17 protein-coding genes and 2 pseudogenes are annotated in these 19,755 nt (G+C 60.3%); 16 read left to right on the plus strand and 3 right to left on the minus strand.

Annotated features, from left to right (window positions below):
* Positions 1–23: 23 nt before the first annotated feature.
* Entirely contained in the window at positions 24–1,985 is a 1,962-nt protein-coding gene (locus tag OKB81_RS07025) for a polysaccharide biosynthesis protein (RefSeq protein WP_270805176.1), read from the plus strand.
* Between the two features lie 73 nt (positions 1,986–2,058).
* Here OKB81_RS07025 and OKB81_RS07030 read toward each other — a convergent pair.
* Positions 2,059–2,277, minus strand: a pseudogene (locus tag OKB81_RS07030) (IS66 family transposase); the annotation flags it as partial.
* A gap of 12 nt (positions 2,278–2,289) precedes the next feature.
* Here OKB81_RS07030 and OKB81_RS07035 point away from each other — a divergent pair.
* The 5 genes and pseudogenes from OKB81_RS07035 to OKB81_RS07055 all read left to right on the plus strand — a co-directional run bounded on the left by OKB81_RS07035 (position 2,290) and on the right by OKB81_RS07055 (position 10,391).
* Positions 2,290–2,596: pseudogene (locus tag OKB81_RS07035) on the plus strand (dTDP-4-dehydrorhamnose 3,5-epimerase family protein).
* A gap of 19 nt (positions 2,597–2,615) precedes the next feature.
* Complete coding sequence (locus OKB81_RS07040) at positions 2,616–3,695, plus strand: LPS O-antigen chain length determinant protein WzzB (protein WP_270805178.1); 1,080 nt, start codon at positions 2,616–2,618, stop codon at positions 3,693–3,695.
* 90 nt (positions 3,696–3,785) lie between these two features.
* The gene (locus tag OKB81_RS07045) at positions 3,786–5,501 is read left to right on the plus strand and encodes a PglL family O-oligosaccharyltransferase (protein WP_270805179.1); all 1,716 of its coding nucleotides are present in this window, start codon (positions 3,786–3,788) and stop codon (positions 5,499–5,501) included.
* A gap of 263 nt (positions 5,502–5,764) precedes the next feature.
* On the plus strand, positions 5,765–6,418 hold the full coding sequence (locus OKB81_RS07050; RefSeq protein ID WP_270805181.1) for a YceH family protein: 654 nt from the start codon (positions 5,765–5,767) through the stop codon (positions 6,416–6,418).
* Positions 6,419–6,560: 142 nt separating this feature from the next.
* Positions 6,561–10,391 carry a DEAD/DEAH box helicase gene (locus OKB81_RS07055; RefSeq protein WP_270805182.1) on the plus strand — a complete coding sequence of 1,277 codons (3,831 nt, stop codon included), beginning with the start codon at positions 6,561–6,563 and terminating at the stop codon, positions 10,389–10,391.
* A 93-nt stretch (positions 10,392–10,484) separates the two neighbouring features.
* Here the strand turns inward: OKB81_RS07055 and OKB81_RS07060 are convergent, their stop codons facing one another.
* The gene (locus OKB81_RS07060; RefSeq protein WP_270805183.1) at positions 10,485–11,378 is read right to left on the minus strand and encodes a DNA replication terminus site-binding protein; all 894 of its coding nucleotides are present in this window, start codon (positions 11,376–11,378) and stop codon (positions 10,485–10,487) included.
* Positions 11,379–11,901: 523 nt separating this feature from the next.
* Between OKB81_RS07060 and OKB81_RS07065 the strand changes: the two genes are divergently transcribed.
* The 7 genes from OKB81_RS07065 (at position 11,902) to OKB81_RS07095 (ending at position 17,733) form a co-directional block, all read left to right on the plus strand.
* Entirely contained in the window at positions 11,902–12,111 is a 210-nt protein-coding gene (locus OKB81_RS07065; protein ID WP_010675316.1) for a DUF1127 domain-containing protein, read from the plus strand.
* Between the two features lie 272 nt (positions 12,112–12,383).
* Positions 12,384–13,400, plus strand: coding sequence for a succinylglutamate desuccinylase (gene astE, locus OKB81_RS07070; protein ID WP_270805184.1), 1,017 nt, complete (start codon positions 12,384–12,386; stop codon positions 13,398–13,400).
* 261 nt (positions 13,401–13,661) lie between these two features.
* Positions 13,662–14,750 (plus strand): pyruvate dehydrogenase (acetyl-transferring) E1 component subunit alpha, encoded by a 1,089-nt coding sequence (gene pdhA, locus OKB81_RS07075; protein WP_270805185.1) that lies wholly within the window; start codon positions 13,662–13,664, stop codon positions 14,748–14,750.
* The gene (locus OKB81_RS07080) at positions 14,747–15,733 is read left to right on the plus strand and encodes an alpha-ketoacid dehydrogenase subunit beta (protein WP_052814703.1); all 987 of its coding nucleotides are present in this window, start codon (positions 14,747–14,749) and stop codon (positions 15,731–15,733) included. The genes pdhA and OKB81_RS07080 overlap by 4 nt, the downstream gene beginning before the upstream one ends.
* Before the next feature lie 94 nt (positions 15,734–15,827).
* Positions 15,828–16,928, plus strand: coding sequence for a dihydrolipoamide acetyltransferase family protein (locus OKB81_RS07085; protein WP_053288328.1), 1,101 nt, complete (start codon positions 15,828–15,830; stop codon positions 16,926–16,928).
* Positions 16,929–17,134: 206 nt separating this feature from the next.
* A complete protein-coding gene (locus tag OKB81_RS07090; protein ID WP_005302803.1) occupies positions 17,135–17,344 on the plus strand; it encodes a cold-shock protein in 210 nt (69 codons plus the stop codon).
* A 77-nt stretch (positions 17,345–17,421) separates the two neighbouring features.
* The gene (locus tag OKB81_RS07095; RefSeq protein WP_103260431.1) at positions 17,422–17,733 is read left to right on the plus strand and encodes a hypothetical protein; all 312 of its coding nucleotides are present in this window, start codon (positions 17,422–17,424) and stop codon (positions 17,731–17,733) included.
* Here the strand turns inward: OKB81_RS07095 and OKB81_RS07100 are convergent.
* Positions 17,720–17,968: a TIGR02647 family protein gene (locus OKB81_RS07100; RefSeq protein ID WP_010675310.1), complete on the minus strand. Its 249-nt coding sequence runs from the start codon at positions 17,966–17,968 to the stop codon at positions 17,720–17,722. The two genes, OKB81_RS07095 and OKB81_RS07100, sit on opposite strands and share 14 nt — an antisense overlap.
* A 246-nt stretch (positions 17,969–18,214) precedes the next feature.
* Here OKB81_RS07100 and OKB81_RS07105 point away from each other — a divergent pair, with 246 nt between their 5' ends.
* The 3 genes from OKB81_RS07105 to OKB81_RS07115 form a co-directional block, all read left to right on the plus strand.
* Positions 18,215–18,763, plus strand: coding sequence for a hypothetical protein (locus tag OKB81_RS07105; protein WP_045524136.1), 549 nt, complete (start codon positions 18,215–18,217; stop codon positions 18,761–18,763).
* A 94-nt stretch (positions 18,764–18,857) separates the two neighbouring features.
* Entirely contained in the window at positions 18,858–19,250 is a 393-nt protein-coding gene (locus tag OKB81_RS07110; protein ID WP_010675308.1) for a DUF2750 domain-containing protein, read from the plus strand.
* Positions 19,251–19,378: 128 nt separating this feature from the next.
* Positions 19,379–19,755, plus strand: a 377-nt coding sequence (locus OKB81_RS07115; RefSeq protein ID WP_270805186.1) for a transposase, incomplete at its 3' end; no start/stop codon positions are given.

Raw genomic sequence — 19,755 nt, forward strand, 5'->3', positions numbered from 1 at the left:
GTTGTTAACTAAATGGTGCCATTATGTTGAATTACTTCTTGGCTATTCCCCGAGTTTATAAGCAGGTTGTTAGTATTTTTGTAGATTTATTATTACTCTGCTTGGCTTTTTGGGGGAGTTATTGGGTAAGGCTGGATGCCAATATTCCATTGCAAAGCTTATCGCATTGGCAAATTCTTACATTTTTGCTGCCAATTACCATTCTCGTATTTATGCGGTTAGGGCTTTATCGCGCGGTATTACGATATGTTGGTTTCAAGGTGTTGTGGACAGTATCTCTCGGTGTTCTCCTCTCCACTATGTCTTTGGTCATGCTGGCGTTTTTTATGGAGGTTCCGCTTCCTAGAACGGTATCGGTTATCTATTTTGCTTTTTCGGTATTACTGGTTGGGGGGGCTAGACTGTTCTTTCGCGCACTGGTAGTCCGTGGTAAGCAACAACGAGTGGCTGTGCTGATATATGGCGCAGGCTCTTCTGGACGGCAGTTGCAATTAGCATTGAATCAAGGGCAAGAGTACTTGCCTGTGGCCTTTGTCGATGATGATCCTGCTTTGGTCAAAGCAGTGATCCAGGGAATAAACGTTTACAGTGCCGATTCTATTGAAAAGTTAATTGAAAATTTTGATATTAAGAAAATATTACTAGCCATGCCGAGTGCTCCGCGTAGTGTCAGGCAAATGGTGATCAATCGATTAGAGCAGTGTCCATGCGAAGTACTGTCAATTCCTGGTATGGCTGACTTGGTTGAGGGGCATGCTCATATCGACGAGCTGAAAGAGGTCAGCATTGAGGATTTGTTGGGGCGTGATGCGGTTGCTCCGATCCCTGAGTTGATCAATGCCAATATATCTGGTAAGCGGGTGATGGTGACGGGGGCGGGCGGCTCTATCGGCTCTGAATTGTGCCGTCAGATAATTCGTTGCAAGCCCGCGAAATTGGTGTTGTTTGAGTTGTCTGAATATGGTTTGTATGCGATTGATAAAGAGCTGCAAGAAATCAGTCAGCAAGAAGGGTTGCAGGTTGAGATAGTGCCATTGTTGGGGTCGGTGCAGCGGCAACATCGCTTGCAAGCGGTGATGAGCACCTTCCAGATCCAGACGGTTTACCATGCTGCGGCTTACAAGCATGTCCCCCTAGTTGAATACAACGTGGTTGAGGGGGTGCGAAATAATGTGTTTGGTACCCTTTATTGCGCTCAGGCAGCCATCAGGGCTAAGGTTGAAACCTTTGTGTTGATTTCGACTGATAAAGCGGTGCGCCCCACCAACACCATGGGCACCACCAAGCGATTGGCCGAACTGGTGTTGCAATCGTTGGCCGCCGCGCAACGGCAAACCCGTTTTTGCATGGTGCGTTTTGGTAATGTTTTGGGCTCATCTGGTTCTGTGGTGCCACTGTTTCGCAAGCAGATCCGCGATGGTGGCCCGTTGACCTTGACCCACCCTGACATCATTCGTTATTTCATGACCATTCCTGAGGCGTCGCAGCTGGTGATCCAGGCGGGTGCGATGGGGCAGGGGGGCGATGTGTTTGTGTTGGACATGGGGGAGCCGGTCAAAATCATTGATTTGGCGCACCGGATGATCCGCTTGAGTGGCTTGAAGCTCAAGAGCGAGCAGTACCCCACTGGTGATATTGAAGTGAAGATAACTGGCTTGCGCCCTGGTGAGAAGCTGTTTGAAGAGCTGCTCATTGGCGAGCAAGTTGAGGGCACTGCCCACCCCCGGATCATGAAAGCCTCTGAGTTAATGCTGCCATGGCCACAACTGCGGGCGTTTTTGGCCGAGCTCGATAGCGCGTGTTTCCGCTTTGATCATGAACAGATCCGTAGCCTGCTGTTAAGTATGCCGACCGGCTTTAATCCCACCGATGGGATCTGTGACTTGGTGTGGCAAGCAAAAAACACCTTGGAGGATGAACCGTGCCTGAGTGTGGTCGAGGACATTGATTTCCTGAATTCAGAGAGTCATCAGCCGATGCATTAAGCGACTTGTCTTATGGCATGCCCCGTGATTTCCCGTGAATGGCGGGCCAGATGATGGACAGAAGGATCAATGACTAGTATGGGCCGAGGGTATCCGTTTTCTCGATGCAGGCTCGGACGATGGCGCGCAGCCACGCCTGGGGACAACGTCCCAGGCGTTTGGCCGTCTCAACCAACGACAGTATCCGTTGTCGAAACAGCTCCCCACGATGTGAACACACGCCATAGCTCCCTTTGCGCCACAGCATCTCGTCGTCCTTGATGAGCCATTCGCAGCGCCCCCGATAGCGCCTATCTCTGGGAGTATCTTCGATGTGGCGGTCGACCTACGCCCTAATAGGGTCAGCTATGGCCAATGGGTTGGGCAGCACCTTGATGCCGATTCGCCCATGTCGCTCTGGAGCCCCCGGCTTTGTCCACGGTTTTTATGTTCAAAGCGATATGGCGACGGTGCTCTATAAATGCACCGACTACTATTACCGCCCTGAATTTGAGCGGACTATTAATTGGGCTGATCTTGCGCTGGCTATTAGTTGGCCGCTAATCGAAAATACGCCCCCGATCTTGTCTGACAAAGATCGTCAGGCCCCTTTTATTAACTCTCTAATCTGATTAGGAAATGACCACTGTTATGACCAACAAAGAGATAACCCCCAACGTTGACGCTCGATTGCCCCAGGGTTGGCAAGCCTCTTCCGGTGACGAGATCGATCTGCGCGAGCTGATCCTGGTGTTGTGGCGTGAGAAGGCGCTAATTTTGCTGATTACGGTGTTATTCGCCGCTGTGGGTGTAGGTTATGCGTTGACAGCTCCCCAACAGTGGTCCGCCAAGGCGGTGATCACTGCCCCCAAGCCGGAAGATTTGCTACCGTTGAATAAGATATCGGTACGAGCCTCTGCACTGGGGCTCACAGGGTTTCCAGACGGGAAAAGTCTCTATCAGGAATTTGTACAGGAGTTCAACGCTTATGAAAACCGTCGGGATTACCTGAAAGACAGCCCGCTGTTTACTGAGCAGATAGAGGAATCAGCTTTGGATGCCAAGGCTCAGAGACGTTGGCTGCGTGACTGGGCCAATCTGGCGACGGCTAAACCTGTAGATAAGAAGGGAGAAGAGCCGGGGATTGCCATTACATTTGCGGCTCCAGCCGCGGAAACGTCGCTGGCGATGCTGGAAGGATATGTCGGTTACATCGTCAAGTTGCAACAGCAGAAATTGATCGAGCGGTTAGGTGCACAGCGTGATTTGCAACTGGGAGAGATGAATACACGCTATACCGTGATGCAGGAAGAGGCCAAGCGTGCCCTGCAGCAGGAGATCTCCGAGGTCGCGCTTGCCAACCGTGTGGCCAAGGCGGCGGGGGTGAGTACGCCGTTGGAACGGACTAGCAGTCAGGAACGTTTCTCCATTTTGCTAGGGTCCAAGGGACTGGAAGAAAAGCTGGCCTTGCTGAAGTCCCTTGATCTGTCAGTCTATCAACCCGAGTTGCAGAAGTTGCAGGCACAGATGGATCGCTTGAAGCGCATCTCTCTGGAGGGGATTGATTTTCGTCCATTTTCCTATCTGGACGCACCCGACGAACCCCAGAGCCGTGACAAGCCCAAGCGCCCCTTGGTCGTGGTGCTGGCCACCCTGCTCGGCGGCATGCTGGGGGTGGGCATAGTGCTGGTGCGCCATGCGTTTCGCAAGCCCGAGCCAGAACAGGCATAATCGTTGCCAAGTGCATCAAAGGGGGCTCGGCCCCCTTTTTGTTGCCTGGGGGATAGTGTTATGAACATGCATGCATGGAGGTCAGGGAAGATGACGTCAACAGCAAGGGCCTTTGGGGTGATCAGCGTGCTGTACTGGCTGCTGGGCATGCATTTCTTTATGCACAACCCCGGCGGGGCCGGGCTCTATCTGCCGTTCAACGCCTGGGGCTGGATCTTCGCGAGCCTGGTGATGGCCCTGGGGCTGTGGCAGGTCACCCTCAACCAGCGGCTGATGGCTTCGCCGCTGCTGACGGCCCTGTGGCTTGGCGGCTTGCTGCTGTTGCTGCCCATGGCCTATCCCGGCTTCGAGCTCAAGGATTACGCCATTCCCCGGCTGCTGGGGCTGTTTGCCGGTCTGCTGTTCCTCGCCAGCCTCTACCAGTGGCGGCTGGATCGCGGCGCGCGCGACCGGCTGCTCTATCTGCTGCTGGGTGCCGTCGCCATAGAGGCGCTGCTCGGCCTGGTGCAGTACTACCTGCTGGTGCCGGGCAACTGGCTGGGCTATGACACCAAGGTCAACCGCCCCTACGGCATCTTCCAGCAACCCAACGTGATGGCGAGCTTCATGGCGACCGGCTTGTCGCTGGCCATCTGGCTGGAGCTGCGGGGCCATGGGCATCCCTGGCTCAGGGGGCTGCGCTATGGGGTGATCCTGGCAACGTCCCTGCTGCTGGTGGTGGTGCAATCCAGGGTGGGGCAACTCGGCGGGGTGTTGGCCTTGCTGCTGCTCGTGCCCCGGTTGCACCGTGAGCGGTTGCTGGGCCGGGTGCTGGGTCTTGTGGCCCTGGGGGTTGCGCTCGGGCTGGCCTCCCAGTACGGGATGGCGGGGGCAAAGCGGGGACTGGAGATGTACCAGTCCGGCGGCATGCGCTCGGTCTACTGGCCCTATGCTGCCAGGCTCATCGCCGAGGCACCCTGGACCGGCTGGGGCTACGGCAGCTTCGAGTCCGTTTTTCTGCAGCACTACATGGCCGACAAGGCGCTGAACCCCGCCATGGTGCAGATCGAATACAACCTGGATCACCCCCACAACGAGTTTCTCTACTGGGCGGTGGAGGGGGGGCTGGCCCCCATGCTCGGCATGGTGCTGATGGGGGGCACCCTGCTGTGGCGGCTGGGTCGTGCTGGTATCGTCAGGGGGGCGGCCTTGCTGGCCCTGGTCACGCCCATCCTGCTGCATACCCAGACCGAATATCCCTTCTACCACGCCATTGCCCTGTGGTGGGCGCTGCTGTTGCTCATCCATGTGGTGGATGCGGAAGTGGAGGAGGAGGGGCTGGCCGGCCACGCCAACTGGCGGGAGCATGTCTGTCGCCCCTGGCTCTTGCTGCGCTTCGCGGCCATCGCCATTCCCCTCATTGTCGTGCCCTTTATGCTGACGGCCCTGCACACCGCCTGGGTGGTGACCAAGTATGAGCGGGGCGGTTACAAGCAGCCGGCGCTTCTGCTCGACATCGTCAATCCCATGGCCTGGCTGACCCGGGTGGAGTTTGACGTGAACGCGGTGCGGCTGATGGTGGGCCTGCAGAGCAACAACAAGGGGGAACTGGAGGCCTATCTCGACTGGGGGCAGGGGTTCGTGCGCCATACCCCCAGGGCCAATATTTACGCCAACATGGTGATCGCCCTCAATGCCCTGGGGCGGCGTGAGGAGGCCGATCGCCTGCGGGCCGAGGCCTTGGTGCTTTATCCGGGTGAGCCCTTGCTCACCGGCTCGGCGGCGAGATCCGTTGCCGCGACCCTGGAGCGCAAGCCCTCTTCGTGAGGGCCGTTTCAATCTGTCTACCATCACGGCCGCCTTTGCGGCCGTGATGGTTTTTGTGCCCGCCTCGTTGAAGGGGGAGGGGGCTGGTTGCCAAAGAGGCTCCCGGCCATCCGTTCACCTCGCCCGCGCACCGCGGCCGTTTTGCTGTACAAGGTTGCAGCAAGGGTTTCATCGGCTCGCAAAAATGGGGTTATCTGCTGGACGGCGCAAGCGCCTTGGTTAAGATAACCGTCTTAACGTCTTGTTTGGCAAGGGAGTATGACATGGAGATAGTACTAGGCTCATTAGAGGCCCGCGTGATCGGCTGCCTGATAGAGAAAGAGATCTGCACGCCGGATCAGTACCCTCTCTCGCTCAATGCGCTGGTCAACGCCTGCAACCAGAAGAGCAACCGCGAGCCCGTGCTGGAGCTCGCCGAGCTGGACATCCGCGCCGTGATCGACGAGCTGATCCGCCGCCGCCTGGTGGTCAATACCGCCGGTTTCAACGCCCGGGTGCCGCGCTATCAGCACCGCTTCTGCAACACCGAATTTGGCGAGCTCAAGTTCACGGCCCAGGAGCTCGGCATTGTCTGCGAACTCTTGCTGCGCGGCCCGCAGACCCCGGGTGAACTGCGCTCGCGCACCAATCGCCTGTGCAGTTTCGACGACGTGACCGAGGTGGATGCCGTGCTGGCCGGCCTCGTCGAGCGGGGGCCCTATGTGGTCAAGCTGCCCCGGGAGCCGGGCAAGCGAGAGTCCCGCTACGCCCACCTGTTCGGCGGGGAGATAGACCTGGAGGCCCTGGCACAGAGCGCACCGGCAGTCAGCCACGCCTCTCCTGCCGCCGATCGCCTGAGCCAGCTGGAAGAGGAAGTCGAGCGCCTCAAGTCGCAGTTGCAGGCGCTGGAATCCCGCCTGGCACGGCTCGAAGGCTGAGGGTGACTCCTGGCTCAATCAAGAGGCGCTGCGGCGCCTCCAGATCCCTGCGCCGCTTTTTTTGTGCTAATTCGCGCTTAAGGGTCGAGCCGCCGCCGCTTTCCCGTTAAAATTCCGCCTTTGCATCTGCCCGTGAGTTCTGATGTCAGCCTTCACCCTCTCTTCGGATTGCCATGCCCTTCTCTGCGAGCTGCAACTGCAGCGCGCCGCCAGCACCCGTTACCTGCAAGACACGCTGCATGGGCAGCATTCGCTGACCGACACCCTGAACCGGCTGGAGCGGCTGGGGCTGATCCGCCAGCGCACGGAGCAGCAGTGGAGCCTGACGGCGGAGGGGACCCTGACCCTGATCCTGGCGGTACGCTCGGGGGCTTGCCCCATGCCGGACTGGCGCCGGGTGCCCTCGGTCACGGTGCAGGAGGTGGCACAAGGGGTGGTGCGCGAGCTCTGCCTGGGGGAGGCGGGGCAGATCCCGGCCTATTACCAGAGCGCGGAGCTCCTGAGCCTGCTGGATCTGCCCGACGCCCATCGCCTGCTGCCTGGCTCCAGCCCCGCCTGGCAAACCCTGCTGCTCGAACACTTCGCCCTGCAGACCCTGCTGGATGCCGAGCCGGAGGCGAGCTGGCCGCTGGCGTTCCTGGTCACCCCTTGCGCCCCTGCACTGGCGGCGCGGGTCGAGGCGCTGGCCACCGAGTGGGCGTGGCTCTGCGGACCGCTGACCGGCGAGGTGACCACTCACTGGCCGTCGCTGCAACAACTGGCTGCGCGGGAGGATGAACAGACCCTGGCCGAACGGCTCCAGAGGGCGCTTGGGCAGTGGCAGGTGCAGGAGGGGGCCGGGTCCTGGCCCAGGATGTTCAGCGCCCTGCTCTGGCTCGGCTGGTTGCAGCAGGCGGATCCCGTGCTCGCCAGCGAGCAACGCAAGAAGTGGCAGCGCAGCCTTGGCAACCATTTCCCCCTGCTTTCGGATCTGCTGGGACAGTGGGCCGGTGATCGCCACGGTCAGGCGGTCGGCCTGTTCGATACCTTGCAACTGCCGCTGGAGGAGCTCCACTGGGGCTACCTCTGGCTCGATCTCTGCGCCCTCGCGCGCCACGGCGAGCAGAGCCCCCAGGTGGCCATACTGCACAAGTGGGATCTCTCCCACGTGCTGGAGGCCGAACCCCGTCATCGTCTGATGGCTTTCTGCCAGGATCTGCTGCGTCTCTTGCTGGGGCTGGGGGCCGAGCGTCCCCCGTTGCAGCAACTGCGTGCCACTTCGGCCCCCGAGGCGGCCAGCGATGCAGACGATGACGACAAGACCCCCGCCTCGGCCAGCTGGCTCAACTGGCTGCAGGGGCTGGGGCGCTCCAGCGGCGTGCGCAAGGCGCAGGAGCGGCTGGTCTGGCTGCTCCATGCGGAAGGGCCCGAGCTCGAGTGCAAGATCCAGAAGCAGAGCACCAAGGGGGAGTGGACCGCCGGACGCCGGGTCGATCCGGCCCTGCTCTCCACCCAGTATGCCGCCCTGCTCGACGAGGCGGACTGGGCCCTGGTGCGCACCCTGCCACGGGGCATGAGCAAGCTGCCGCGAGACGCCTGGGCCCCCCTGGCCAGCCATCCGCGCCTGTTCAACGCCAAGGGACAGAAACTGCAACTGGCCATCAGTGCCCCCTTGTTGCAAATCGTCGCCACCGAGCAGGGCATGAGCGCCGTCCTGAGCCCGGCCGCCGCGGCGCGCGGGGCGCACATCGTGCCCCTGGCCCAGGATCTGTGGCAGCTCATCCTGACCCCTCAGGCGCTGCTGGACAGACTGCCTGCGCTGGAATCCATACCGCTGCTGCCAGCGGACGGGCTTGCCGAGCTGCAACGCACCCTGGATGCCATTCCCGAGCTGCCTTGGCACAGCCAGGTGGTTGGGCTCGGTGGCAATGCCGAGCTGACCCCCTGGCCCGGGGTGCCTTCGGTCCAGCTGGACTGGCAGGATGGTCAGCTGGTAGTCCAGCTGGTGACCCGGGAGGGGGAACTGCCGCCGTTGCCCCTTGGCAAGGGGGAGGCCATAGTGCGCCAGAGCGTCAGGGACTATCACTACTGGCAGCGGGATCTGGCCGCCGAGAAGGCCGAGGCCCAGTCGCTGCGCAACCAGCTACCCATCGGCCTGCCGGGCAACGAATGGAAGCTGGACGGTGAGCAGGCACTGACCCTGGTCAATGCGCTGCCCGAGCTGGTGGACGCCGGAGTGGTCGTTCACTGGCATCAGGACAGCGCCCGCCTCAAGAGCCTCGACGAGGCGGCCCTGAGCCTGCGCATCGAACGTCGCCAGGACTGGTTCCAGGTGGAGGGTGCGCTGGCATTGGACGAGCACCAGATCCTCGACTTGCGCCTTATTTTGCGCCAGCTCACCCCGGGCCAGCGCACGGTTCAACTCGACGAGAAGACCAGCCTGATGCTGAGCGACAAGCTGGTGGAGCGCCTCACCATGCTGGGGGCCATGCTGGACACCGAGCAGCGCATCAACAACAAGCTGGCCTACCCCCTGGCCCGCCTGCTGTCGGCGGTGACCACGGCCGGGGATGGCTCCTGGGATGCGCTGCAACAGGAGTGGCAGCAGGAGGTGGAGTGCCCGCCCGAGCTTCTGACGGCGCTGCGGGATTATCAGAAGGAGGGGGTGCGCTGGATGGCGACCCTGGCTCACCACGGCTTCGGCGCCTGCCTCGCCGACGACATGGGCCTGGGCAAGACCCTGCAGGCGCTCATGGTGCTGCGCATGCGTCAGCACCTCGGCCCCGCCCTGGTGGTGGTGCCGAAATCCGTGGTCACCAACTGGCAGGAGGAGGTGATTCGGTTCGCCCCCGAGCTGGAGGTGGTGGTGTTCGAGAACCCCGCCGAGCGGGAGACCCTGATCCAGGAGGCCAAGGCCGGCCAGATCATCCTGGTCAACTACGGCATGCTCGGCAGCCTGGCCCAGTCCCTCAAGTCCCGCCGCTGGGCGAGCATGGTGCTGGACGAGGCGCAGCAGATCAAGAATGCCGGCACTCAGCGTGCCAAGCTGCTGTTCCAGCTCGAGGGGGATTTTCGCTTGGCCCTCTCCGGTACCCCCATCGAGAACCACCTGGGGGAGCTGTGGAGCCTGTTCACCTTCATCAACCCGGGCCTGCTCGGCAGCCTCGGCGAGTTCAAGCGCCGCTTCGGCAAGGCGGTGAAGGATCCTCAGCACATGGCGTTGCTGCGGGCGGTGATCAGCCCCTTCATCCTGCGCCGCCTCAAGCAGCAGGTGCTGACCGAACTGCCGGACAAGACCGAGATCATTCATCACATCAGCCTCTCCCCGGAAGAGCGTCAGCTCTACGAGGCGACCCGGCGCGAGGTAGTGCAGCAGGTGCAAAGCGCCGATGGCCGTGCCCTGATGCACGTGCTGAGCGGCCTGACCCGCCTGCGACGGCTCTGCTGCTCCCCCGAGCTGGTGATGCCTGAGTGGTCCCAGACCAGCAGCAAGCTGGACGAGGCCATGGCGCTGCTGGATGAGGCCATCGATGGCGGGCACCGGGTGCTGGTGTTCAGCCAGTTTGTCGATCTGCTGAGCCTGCTGCGGGCCCGCATCGAGCAGCGGCAATGGGACTACTGCTACCTGGACGGAGGTTGCTCCGCCAAGTCCCGTCAGGAGTCCATCCTGCGGTTCCGTCACGACCCTGTTCCCCTGTTCCTCATCAGCCTCAAGGCGGGGGGCACGGGTCTCAACCTGACCCAGGCCGATACCGTGTTGCACCTGGATCCCTGGTGGAACCCGGCGGTGGAGGATCAGGCGAGCGATCGGGCCCATCGCATGGGGCAGACCCAGCCGGTGACCGTCTATCGACTGGTGTGTGAGCAGACGGTGGAAGAGAAGATAGTGGCGCTGCACGACGAGAAGCGGGCCCTGGCCGATGGCCTCTTGAGCGGCCAGTCCGAGGTGCGCGGCCTGGATGTGGAGAGCTTGCGCGCCCTGCTGATGAGCTAGGAGCTGTGCTGGTTGCCTGTGTGCGAGAGGGGGATGGTCCTGGTGGCCATCCCCCTCTCTGTTTCAGGGGCTCATGGCTCTGGCCAGGAGGCGCTAGCCATGATAACGATAGAGGTGTAGCCGCTCTATGATGGCTTCGCCGCCAATCTTGCGATCCCGCCGCGCCTGGCGCAGCTTGGGCGGATAGTGGCCCAGATGGGTGACGGCGGGTTGGGTATCCGAGCAGAGCAGCAGGGGCAGGCTCGCCTTGAGCTGCTGCTTGCGCGGCGCCCTGTCCTGCCAGAGCAGGTTGATCATGGGATGGGTCTTGACCGGCCGGCGGATCCGCAGCTGCACATCCGCCGGTAGGCGTCGGATGTCATACACCTCCTGATCCACCATTTTGCTCCACTCCTCGTTGCTGGAGAGTGCCGGCACATAGCGGCGGCTGCGCTCCAGCATTTCCAGCACCTGCTCGCGGCTGAGGCGGCTGATGCTCTGCTTATCGGCCCAGGTGAAGCCGAGGGAATGCAGCTCTCCGGTGAGCAGAGTGAGCTTGCGATAGACCTGCAGGGTGATGACCCCGGGTAGAGCGCTGTGCACCAGTTCGAACTTCTCATCCCGCCCGCCGGCGGCCTGTACCAGGGCCTTGAAGGCGAGCTTGTGGCTGTTGATCTCGTCGAGCAGCGGCTGCAACAGGGAGGCACAGGCGGCGGGGAAGCGCAACCAGCCAGGCAGCCGGTGAGTCGCCTTGGTGGAGCAGCCGGGGCGGGCGCTGTGATCCTGATAGGCGGTCAGGGTGGCGGCCAGCGCCGCCTCCCCCGAGAGATAGCCCACGTCGATGGCCTCGATGGGATCGTGCTCTTCCCCTTGTGGCACGGCGGGCAGGGGATAGACATGGGCCTCCAGCAATGGGAGCTGGCCGAGCTGTCTGGCGAGACGGGTAAGGGCGTCTTCCAGTTCGTCCATCTGTTGACGCAGGGCGGCGGTGGGGGTAAAGGTGTCCATCGGCATATCCTGTCTGTTTCCCCAATCCGTCACCCGAAAGGTGGCGAGCTGGGAGCATGATTGAACCACTGTATAAATAACCATACCAGTATGACGGGAAGGCGCCAAGTGCCGCCTTTCAAGTGCCATCCGGGGGCGGCAGCTGTGGCCGCGCTTCGGAGGTTGTCGATCGGTATCACATTGTTAAATAACGATCTTTAAGTGATCCAATCATTAACAATTGACAGCGAGGCAGAGGGGATGGCGTCCTGCCTGCAACTCGAGCTGTGCATAGCTAACGTGGGAAACTGCATAGTTAGAGGTCGATGCGGCAGGAGAAAATGCTGCCGGGTTGGATGAGGGAATGTCTTTCCAATATTTCATATATAAATCAATTGGTTGTGTTTCACCCCATGACGAGATCAGCCATTACTTTTACTAATCTCATGTATCAAAATTCGTCAATTGAGGCACCTCCTCGCCCTGACTAAGCTTTGCGCATCAAATCCGAGCCTTGCGCAGAACTAGAGAGAGGAGCCATATCATGGCCAACATGACTTATACCGAAGCCGGTTACCAGCATTCCAGCGAATCGAATCTGGTTGCTCGCGTCAAGATGACCGTCCTGACCTGGCTGGAACGCAGCCGCAGTCGTCGCCAGCTCTCCGAGCTGCCCGCCTACCTGCTCAAGGACATCGGTCTAAACGAAGCCGACCGCTATCAAGAGACCACCAAGCCGTTCTGGCGTGGTTGATCAGCCGGGCATGGATGCCTCGTTTTCTTGCTGATCTGAACTGCTCTGCCTGATGCTCTTCGCCCCCAGACGGGCCCGATTTTTCCCCTGTTGCCGCTTCCTGTTTTCCCCCTTGTCTGTTTTTCCTTCTGTTTGCCCCCTGCGGCATGATTTGTCATCATCCCTCGCCAACTTTGTATCCTTACTGTTTGAATTTGTTTAAAAACTGATTTTAAGCCCGGCTGCCTTGCGTATAATCCGGCCATAGCATTCCAGACAAGAGGGTGAGATGGATGATTCCCCAGCATGACTTTTTGGCTCTGACCCGCCGCCACGAGTGGCAGCTCGATCCTTTTGCCTTCGACCTGGCCAACGGCACCCGGGTGAGTGTGTGGGACACTGGCGTACTCTGCCTGGAGCCCACAGGGACGTCGCCTGGCGGGCGCAAGGACATAGTGCTCTCCTGCGGCATTCATGGTAACGAAACCGCCCCCATCGAGATCTGCAACCAGTTGCTGACCCGGCTGCTCAGCGGGGAGATCCAGGCCTGCCACCGGGTGCTGTTCCTCTTTGGCAACCCCGCCGCCATGAACCAGGGGGTGCGAGAGGTGGAAGAGAACATGAACCGGCTCTTCTCGGGCGCTCACAGCAAGGGGGAGGGGCTGTGCAACAGGGAGCGCATTCGCGCCATGCGTCTGGAGCAGTATGTGAGCCGCTTCTTTGCCGACCCCGCCAGGCCCCGTTATCACTACGATCTGCACACCGCCATTCGCGGCTCCCGCCACGAGAAGTTTGCGGTCTACCCCTTCCCCCACGAGCGGCCGCACTGCAAGGAGCAGGTGCAGTTCCTCGGGGCCTGCGGGGTGCGCACCATACTGCTCTCGAGCGGCCCGACCACCACCTTCAGCTATTACAGCTCGCATCAGCATGGCGCCCATGCCTTCACGGTGGAGCTCGGCAAGGTGCGCCCCTTTGGCGAGAACGACATGACCCGCTTCATCGAGGCGCGTCAGGCGTTGCAGGAGCTGGTGACCCAGGATGAGGTCGTGCTCGAGCCCTGGCGGGCGGATGACTTCACGATTTTTGCCATCGATCGGGTGATCAACAAGCAAACGGCCGCGTTTCGTTTCCTGTTTGCCAGCGATGTGGACAATTTCACCGAATTTCCCCAGGGGTTTGTGCTGGCGGAAGACGGAGATCGGCAATACAGGGTAGAGAAACCGCGGGAAGCGGTGGTCTTCCCCAACGCCAACGTGGCCATCGGCCAACGTACCATGCTGCTGGTGGTGCCGACCCGTTTGTGGGAGTGATCTGAGCCCATTTTTTCACGCCAATCCAGCGCCCTTGGCGGCGTGCCAAATACGGGCGTGATCCCGAACCCGCTCCGACAGGGAGCCCGAAAGGGCTCCCTTCTTCGTTTCTGCTCGCCGAAAATCTCATCTTCTTTCTGAAATTAAAGAAGTTTCTACTGGTCTTACCTGGATGAATCTCGTTGCCCTTTAGTTAACATATTGTTTACATTTTAAATGTCACCTCATGGTGGTGACGCTGACAACGGCAAGGAGCCAGTTATGACCCATGTCGACATTCCCTTCCTTCGTTACCTCGATGAGGAGGGGCGCCCGGTCGCGACACTGCCGACTTGGCTGGACAAGGCGATGCTGCACACCTTCTACCGCAACATGGTGATGGTGCGCAGTTACGACAAGAAAGCGATAGTACTGCAGCGAACCGGCAAACTCGGCACCTTTCCCTCCCATCTCGGGGCGGAAGCGGTGGGGATCGGTGTCGGGCTCGCCATGCAGCCAGAGGATGTCTATGTGCCCTACTACCGGGACATGCCCACTCTCTACGTGAGGGGCGTGCCCATGGAGCAGAACCTGCAGTATTGGGGCGGCGATGAACGGGGCAGTGTCTTCTACAAGGCCGATGGCGAGTTGTCGGAAGACTTGCCCATCTGCGTTCCCATCGCCACCCAGATCACCCATGCTGCCGGCATCGCGGCCGCCTTCAAGCTGCGCAACCAGCCCAGGGTCGCCGTGGTGACCATCGGCGATGGCGGCACGTCCAAGGGAGACTTCCTCGAGGGGCTCAACTGTGCCGGTGTCTGGCATCTCCCCATGGTGATGATCATCAACAACAACCAGTGGGCCATCTCGGTGCCGCGCAAGTTGCAGTCGAGCGCGCCCACCCTGGCCCAGAAGGGCATAGGGGCCGGGGTGCGCAGCCTCCAGGTGGACGGCAATGACGTGGTGGCGGTCTATGAGGCGACCCGCGCCGCCGTCGAGCGGGCTCGCAGCGGCAAGGGGCCGACGCTCATCGAAGCCGTCAGCTACCGGCTCGGGGATCACACCACCGCCGATGATGCGACTCGCTATCGTGACGGCGCCGAGGTGGAAGCGGCCTGGGCCAGGGAACCGGTCAAGCGGCTGCGCCAGTTCATGTTTGAACGGGACTGGTGGGATGAGCAGCAGGAACAGGCACTGCTGGCAGAGGCGGGCCGGGAAGTGGAACGCGCCGTTGCCGCCTACGAGGCCATCACGCCCCAGGCGCCGGAGACCCTGCTCGATTACCAGTTTGCCGAGCTGCCGAAGGCCTATCTTGCCCAGCGTCAACGCATCATCGCCAAGGGCATGCAGCAGAGCGGGGAGGGACTATGAGCGATATCACGCTGCTCGAAGCGATCAATCTGGCGTTGCACCACGAGATGGCACGCGATCCTGATGTGGTGGTACTGGGGGAGGATGTGGGGGTCAACGGCGGTGTGTTTCGCGCCACAGTGGGGCTTCGCGATAAATTCGGGTTCAAGCGGGTCATCGATACGCCGCTGGCCGAAGGGCTCATCGCCGGAGTGGCGGTGGGCATGGCGACCCAGGGGCTCAAACCCGTGGCCGAGTTCCAGTTCCAGGGCTTCATCTTCCCGGGCATGGAGCAGATCATCTGCCAGGCGGCACGGATGCGAAACCGGACCCGTGGCCGTGTCACCTGTCCCATCGTCTACCGCTCCCCCTACGGCGCCGGCATCCATTCGCCCGAGCACCACAGCGAGAGCGTCGAGGCCCTGTTTGCCCATATCCCCGGGCTGCGGGTCGTTATCCCTTCGAGCCCGAAGCGAGCTTACGGCCTGCTGCTGTCGGCTATTCGGGATCCGGATCCCGTGATGTTCTTCGAGCCGGATCGCATTTATCGCTCCATGAAGTCGGATGTGGTGGATGACGGCATCGGCCTGCCGCTGGATGTCTGCTTTACCCTGCGTCCCGGCCGGGACATCACTGTAGTGGCCTGGGGAGCCTGCATCCAGGAAGTCATGCGGGCGGCGAACCTGCTGGCGGAGCAGGACATCCAGTGCGAGGTGCTGGATCTTGCCACCATCAAACCCCTGGACATGGAGAGCATCCTGACCTCGGTACGCAAGACCGGGAGGTTGCTGGTAGTACACGAAGCCTGTGGCAGTTTTGGGGTGGGGGCCGAAATCGTGTCCCAGGTGACCGAAGAGGCGATGACTGCCCTCAAGGCGCCGCCAAGACGCCTCACCGGCGTGGATGCCGCCGTCCCCTACTATCGCAACGAGGAGTATTACCTCATCACCGAGCAGGAGATCGCGCAGGCAGCTCGGCAACTGATGGAGAACCAGTGGCTATGACGCGCGACAGGTACGGATGCGCAAGTGCCTGGGCCACAGGGCTCCATGGTGTCTGTCAATGTTTGGTGATGTCCCAGCAGAGGGAGAGCAGGTCATGAAATTTTTCAAATTGCCGGATCTGGGCGAAGGACTGGCCGAGGCCGAGATCGTCGAGTGGAAGGTGAGCGCCGGTGATACGGTGCAGGTAGATCAGGTACTGCTGTCGGTGGAGACGGCTAAGGCGTTGGTGGATGTGCCCTCGCCGGTGGCCGGGGTCATCGCCAGATTGTGCGGGCAGGAGGGGGACATCCTCCACATCGGGGCACCGTTGGTGGAGTTTGAAGGGGGCGAGGATGACGGCACCGTCGTTGGCAAGGTCAGCGCCCATCAGCAGCATATCGAGGATCATTTCGTGGTGGGGGCCATGGCGCCCGGCGGTACGTTGGTGCAAGCCATGCCAGCGGTCCGTCTGCTGGCGCAAAAACTGGGGCTGGATATCGACAAGGTCAAGGGAACCGGCAGCGCTGGCATGGTGACCGAGCAGGATGTGCAGCAGGCGTTCGAGGCCCAGCAGGAGAGCGGCAACGAATTCCTGAAAGGCTCGCGCCGGGCCATGGCCAAGGCGATGGAGCTCTCGCACCGGACTGTGGTGCCGGTGAGCATCACCGACGAAGTGGACTTGCGCCACTGGCGCCCGGATGAAGATGTGACTGTGCGCCTTATCAAGGCGATCGGCGTGGCGTGTCGGGCCGAACCCTCCATGAATGCGTGGTTTGACGGAGAGACCCTGTCGCGGCGTCTGTTCAGGGAGGTCAATGTGGCCATCGCGGTTGACTCCAAGCATGGGCTCTATGTGCCCGTGATGGAGAACGTGGCTGAACGGGACTCGGCTGACATACGGCAGGGACTGGATCGGATGATCGCCGATGTCAAGGCCCGTGCCGTGCCGCGGGAAATGCTGCAGGGGGCAACCATCACCCTCACCAACTTTGGCGCCATCGCTGGCCGTTACGCCAGCCCCATCGTCACACCACCCCAGGTGGCCATCATAGGTGCGGGCAAGTTGTTCGAGAAGGTGGTGTTCATCCACGGTGAGGCGCGCCCGGTGCGTGCACTTCCCTTGTCGATGACGTTTGACCACAGAGCCTGCACCGGTGGAGAGGCGGCTCGCTTCCTCAAAGCCTTGGTCCAGGCACTGGAGTCGGCACAGGTCTGACCCGCTGTACCCCGCCGCTGGCGGGGTACAAATTTGTTTGCGTAATCGACAAAGGCACGTATAATGTTAACCAGCTTGAAAAGGCGATAGTTATGTCAATGAATATGATGTTTTACATCTTTTCCTGTTGTTCATAAGTAATCCCGTTTTTTGAGCTTTACCCGCTGAAAAGCATAAGTAATTATTTTGAATACAGGTTTAAAGATATGTCTAACATGATCACCGGTACCGTTAAGTTTTTCAACGAAACCAAAGGTTTTGGCTTCATCCAGCAAGAAAACGGCCCGGACGTTTTCGTTCACTTCAGCGCTATCCAAGGTAACGGCTTCCGTACCCTGGCTGAAGGTCAGCGCGTACAGTTCTCTGTGACCCAAGGTCAAAAAGGCCCGCAGGCTGAGAACGTAACTGCTCTGTAATTCTTGCAGAATTTAAGAAAGCCGTGGTACCTCTGGTGCCACGGCTTTTTGTTTTCATGGCTTCATCAATACGCGTCATGACCCTGCTCGCATCCCTCTTGCTGACCGTGGCGTTGACCGGTCAGGCCAGCCCGCCAACGCCGGATCCTGCGGTGAATGATGCCGTGTCCGTGTGTCAACAGTTTGTACATGTTCGCCTGGGAAACGCGGTGAAACCCGATGAGATCAGGGTACAGCCGGTGCCAAAACGGGCGGGAGAGTGGCTGGTCGATGGCAAGATAAAAGGACCCGAAGGTCCTTTGCTGTTTGCTTGTCTGCTGCGACAAGGAGAGCGCTGGGAGTTGCTCAACTTCTCGCTCTGGGCACCACAACCGCTCAATTCGGCTTGAGTGCGACCAGCAGGTGTTGGAGATGCTCCAGCATGGTCATGCCGAAAGGGGTCAGATAGCCGCCATCTGCCGCGGTGATCAGGCCCTGGCTGTGCAGGCGCGCTGCCGCCTGGCAAAGCGCTTCCGACATGTCGCTGCGCAGCTTGATCCCCAGGCTCATGTTGGCCGGATCAAAACACGCCAGTATTTTCAGCTCATTCACAAAATCGTCAGAAACCTGGTTGATCCCACTCATGGATGCACTCCTTACGCTAAAGATGTATGCAACCTAGCATCCCCGGTGCCTCTTTAGTGGGCGCTGGCTCAAACAATTGGCCTTTATCGGGGCCGCTCTGGTTCAAACGCTGCTTTTTTGGACGCTATCTATCACCGGTCCGGCTGGACGCAAACGCCCCCAGCAAGGCAAACATGCTAGAATGGCACCCTCGTTCACCCTCATGACCAGGCGTGATGCCAGGTCATCTTGTTCAAGGCGCGTCTCATGATCACTGTTACTCTGGTCTCTCTGCTGCACTCTCTGGGTCCCCGTTTTCCTGTTTATGCTCCCTCCTTGCTGCTCCCTCTCCTAGCGCAACATCAAGGAGATCTCTGGCTGCCGGCCATTCGTGGGGAAGACGTGACGACCCTGCGTCAGCATGGCAAGGATGCCCAGAGTCTGGCTACCTTGTCGGCAGGCTGGTGCGAGTTCGCGGCCCAGAGCAAAGAGACGCCGGAGCTCGATGCGCTGGCAAGTTACGATGAGGAGATGCTGGACAACCTGCAGATGTACTGGCGCCACCCGAGCAAGATAAACAGCCCGATCACCGATAACCTGTTCGAGCTACGCCGTGAGGTGGTGGACGAGGCCCATGGCGGCAAGCTGGTTGCTGCCTGGAGTGCCGCCCAGCAAGCACGGCTTGAGCAGATCATGGTGGGGGTCGCTGCGGGGCGGGATCAGCTCTGCTTTGTGGAGGTGGAGTCCGCCTATTGGCTGAGGGAGCGACTGGGTGAGACCGCGGGACTCCGGCTGTTGACCCCCGAGCTGGGGTGAGGCGATGGAAAGACGGATGACCTATTACTCCTGCTGGACAAGGGGTCGGCAAGATGTGAACATGTCGCCCTTTATTGAACGAGAGACTTGACCGATGAGCTATGAACTTAGCGACACCGAGCGCAATGCCGCGCTGCAACTGAACGCCGATTACCGCTTTGATCACTTCATCAGCAAGCTGGTCGAGCACGAAGAGCTGTTTGTCCTGACCGACGAACACGGCGTCATGATGCTGACGACCGAAGAGGAAGATTGCATCCCGGTATGGCCGCATCCCGACTACGCCAAGGCCTGGGCCGAAGGGGAGTGGGCCGAGTGCAAGCCGCAGTCCATCACCCTCAAGGTGTGGCTGGATCGCTGGGTGGACGGCATGGAGCAGGATGATCTCTGCGTGGCCGTGTTCCCGACGCCGGATCAGGAAGGCATTGTGCTGGACCCGGCCGACGTCGCCGACGCCATTGCGCAAAAGCAGGCCAAACGCGGCTGAGCGCCCTCTGCCTGGTGCCATCCCGGTTGTAACAAAGACCCCGCCAATGTGCGGGGTCTAATGAGATGGTCACCCCCACCCTGTGAGCGGTACGCTGACAGGGTGTTTTTCTTTCAGGAGAGGCCATCATGGAAAACGTTGCGCTTATTGGTATTGATCTCGGTAAACACTCTTTTCACATTCACTGTCAAGACCGGTTCGGCAAGGCTCTTCTTCGCAAGAAGTTCAACCGGACAAAGCTCATCGAATCCCTCGCAACTTTTCCTGTATGCACCATCGTCATGGAGGCATGTGCCGGAGCCCATTACATGGCTCGTCGGCTGGCTGAATTTGGGCATGAGAGTAAGCTCATTTCGCCTCAATTCGTGCGCCCATTCGTCAAGAGCAACAAGAACGACTTCATCGATGCTGAAGCTATTTGCGAGGCCGCCTGCCGTCCCTCCATGCGGTTTGTAACGCCCAAGACCGAAAGCCAGCAAACGTTGGGAGCACTGCATCGTGTGCG

Origin of the sequence: Aeromonas sp. QDB56, from assembly GCF_027705505.1 — a bacterium.
Classification (GTDB): domain Bacteria; phylum Pseudomonadota; class Gammaproteobacteria; order Enterobacterales; family Aeromonadaceae; genus Aeromonas; species Aeromonas caviae.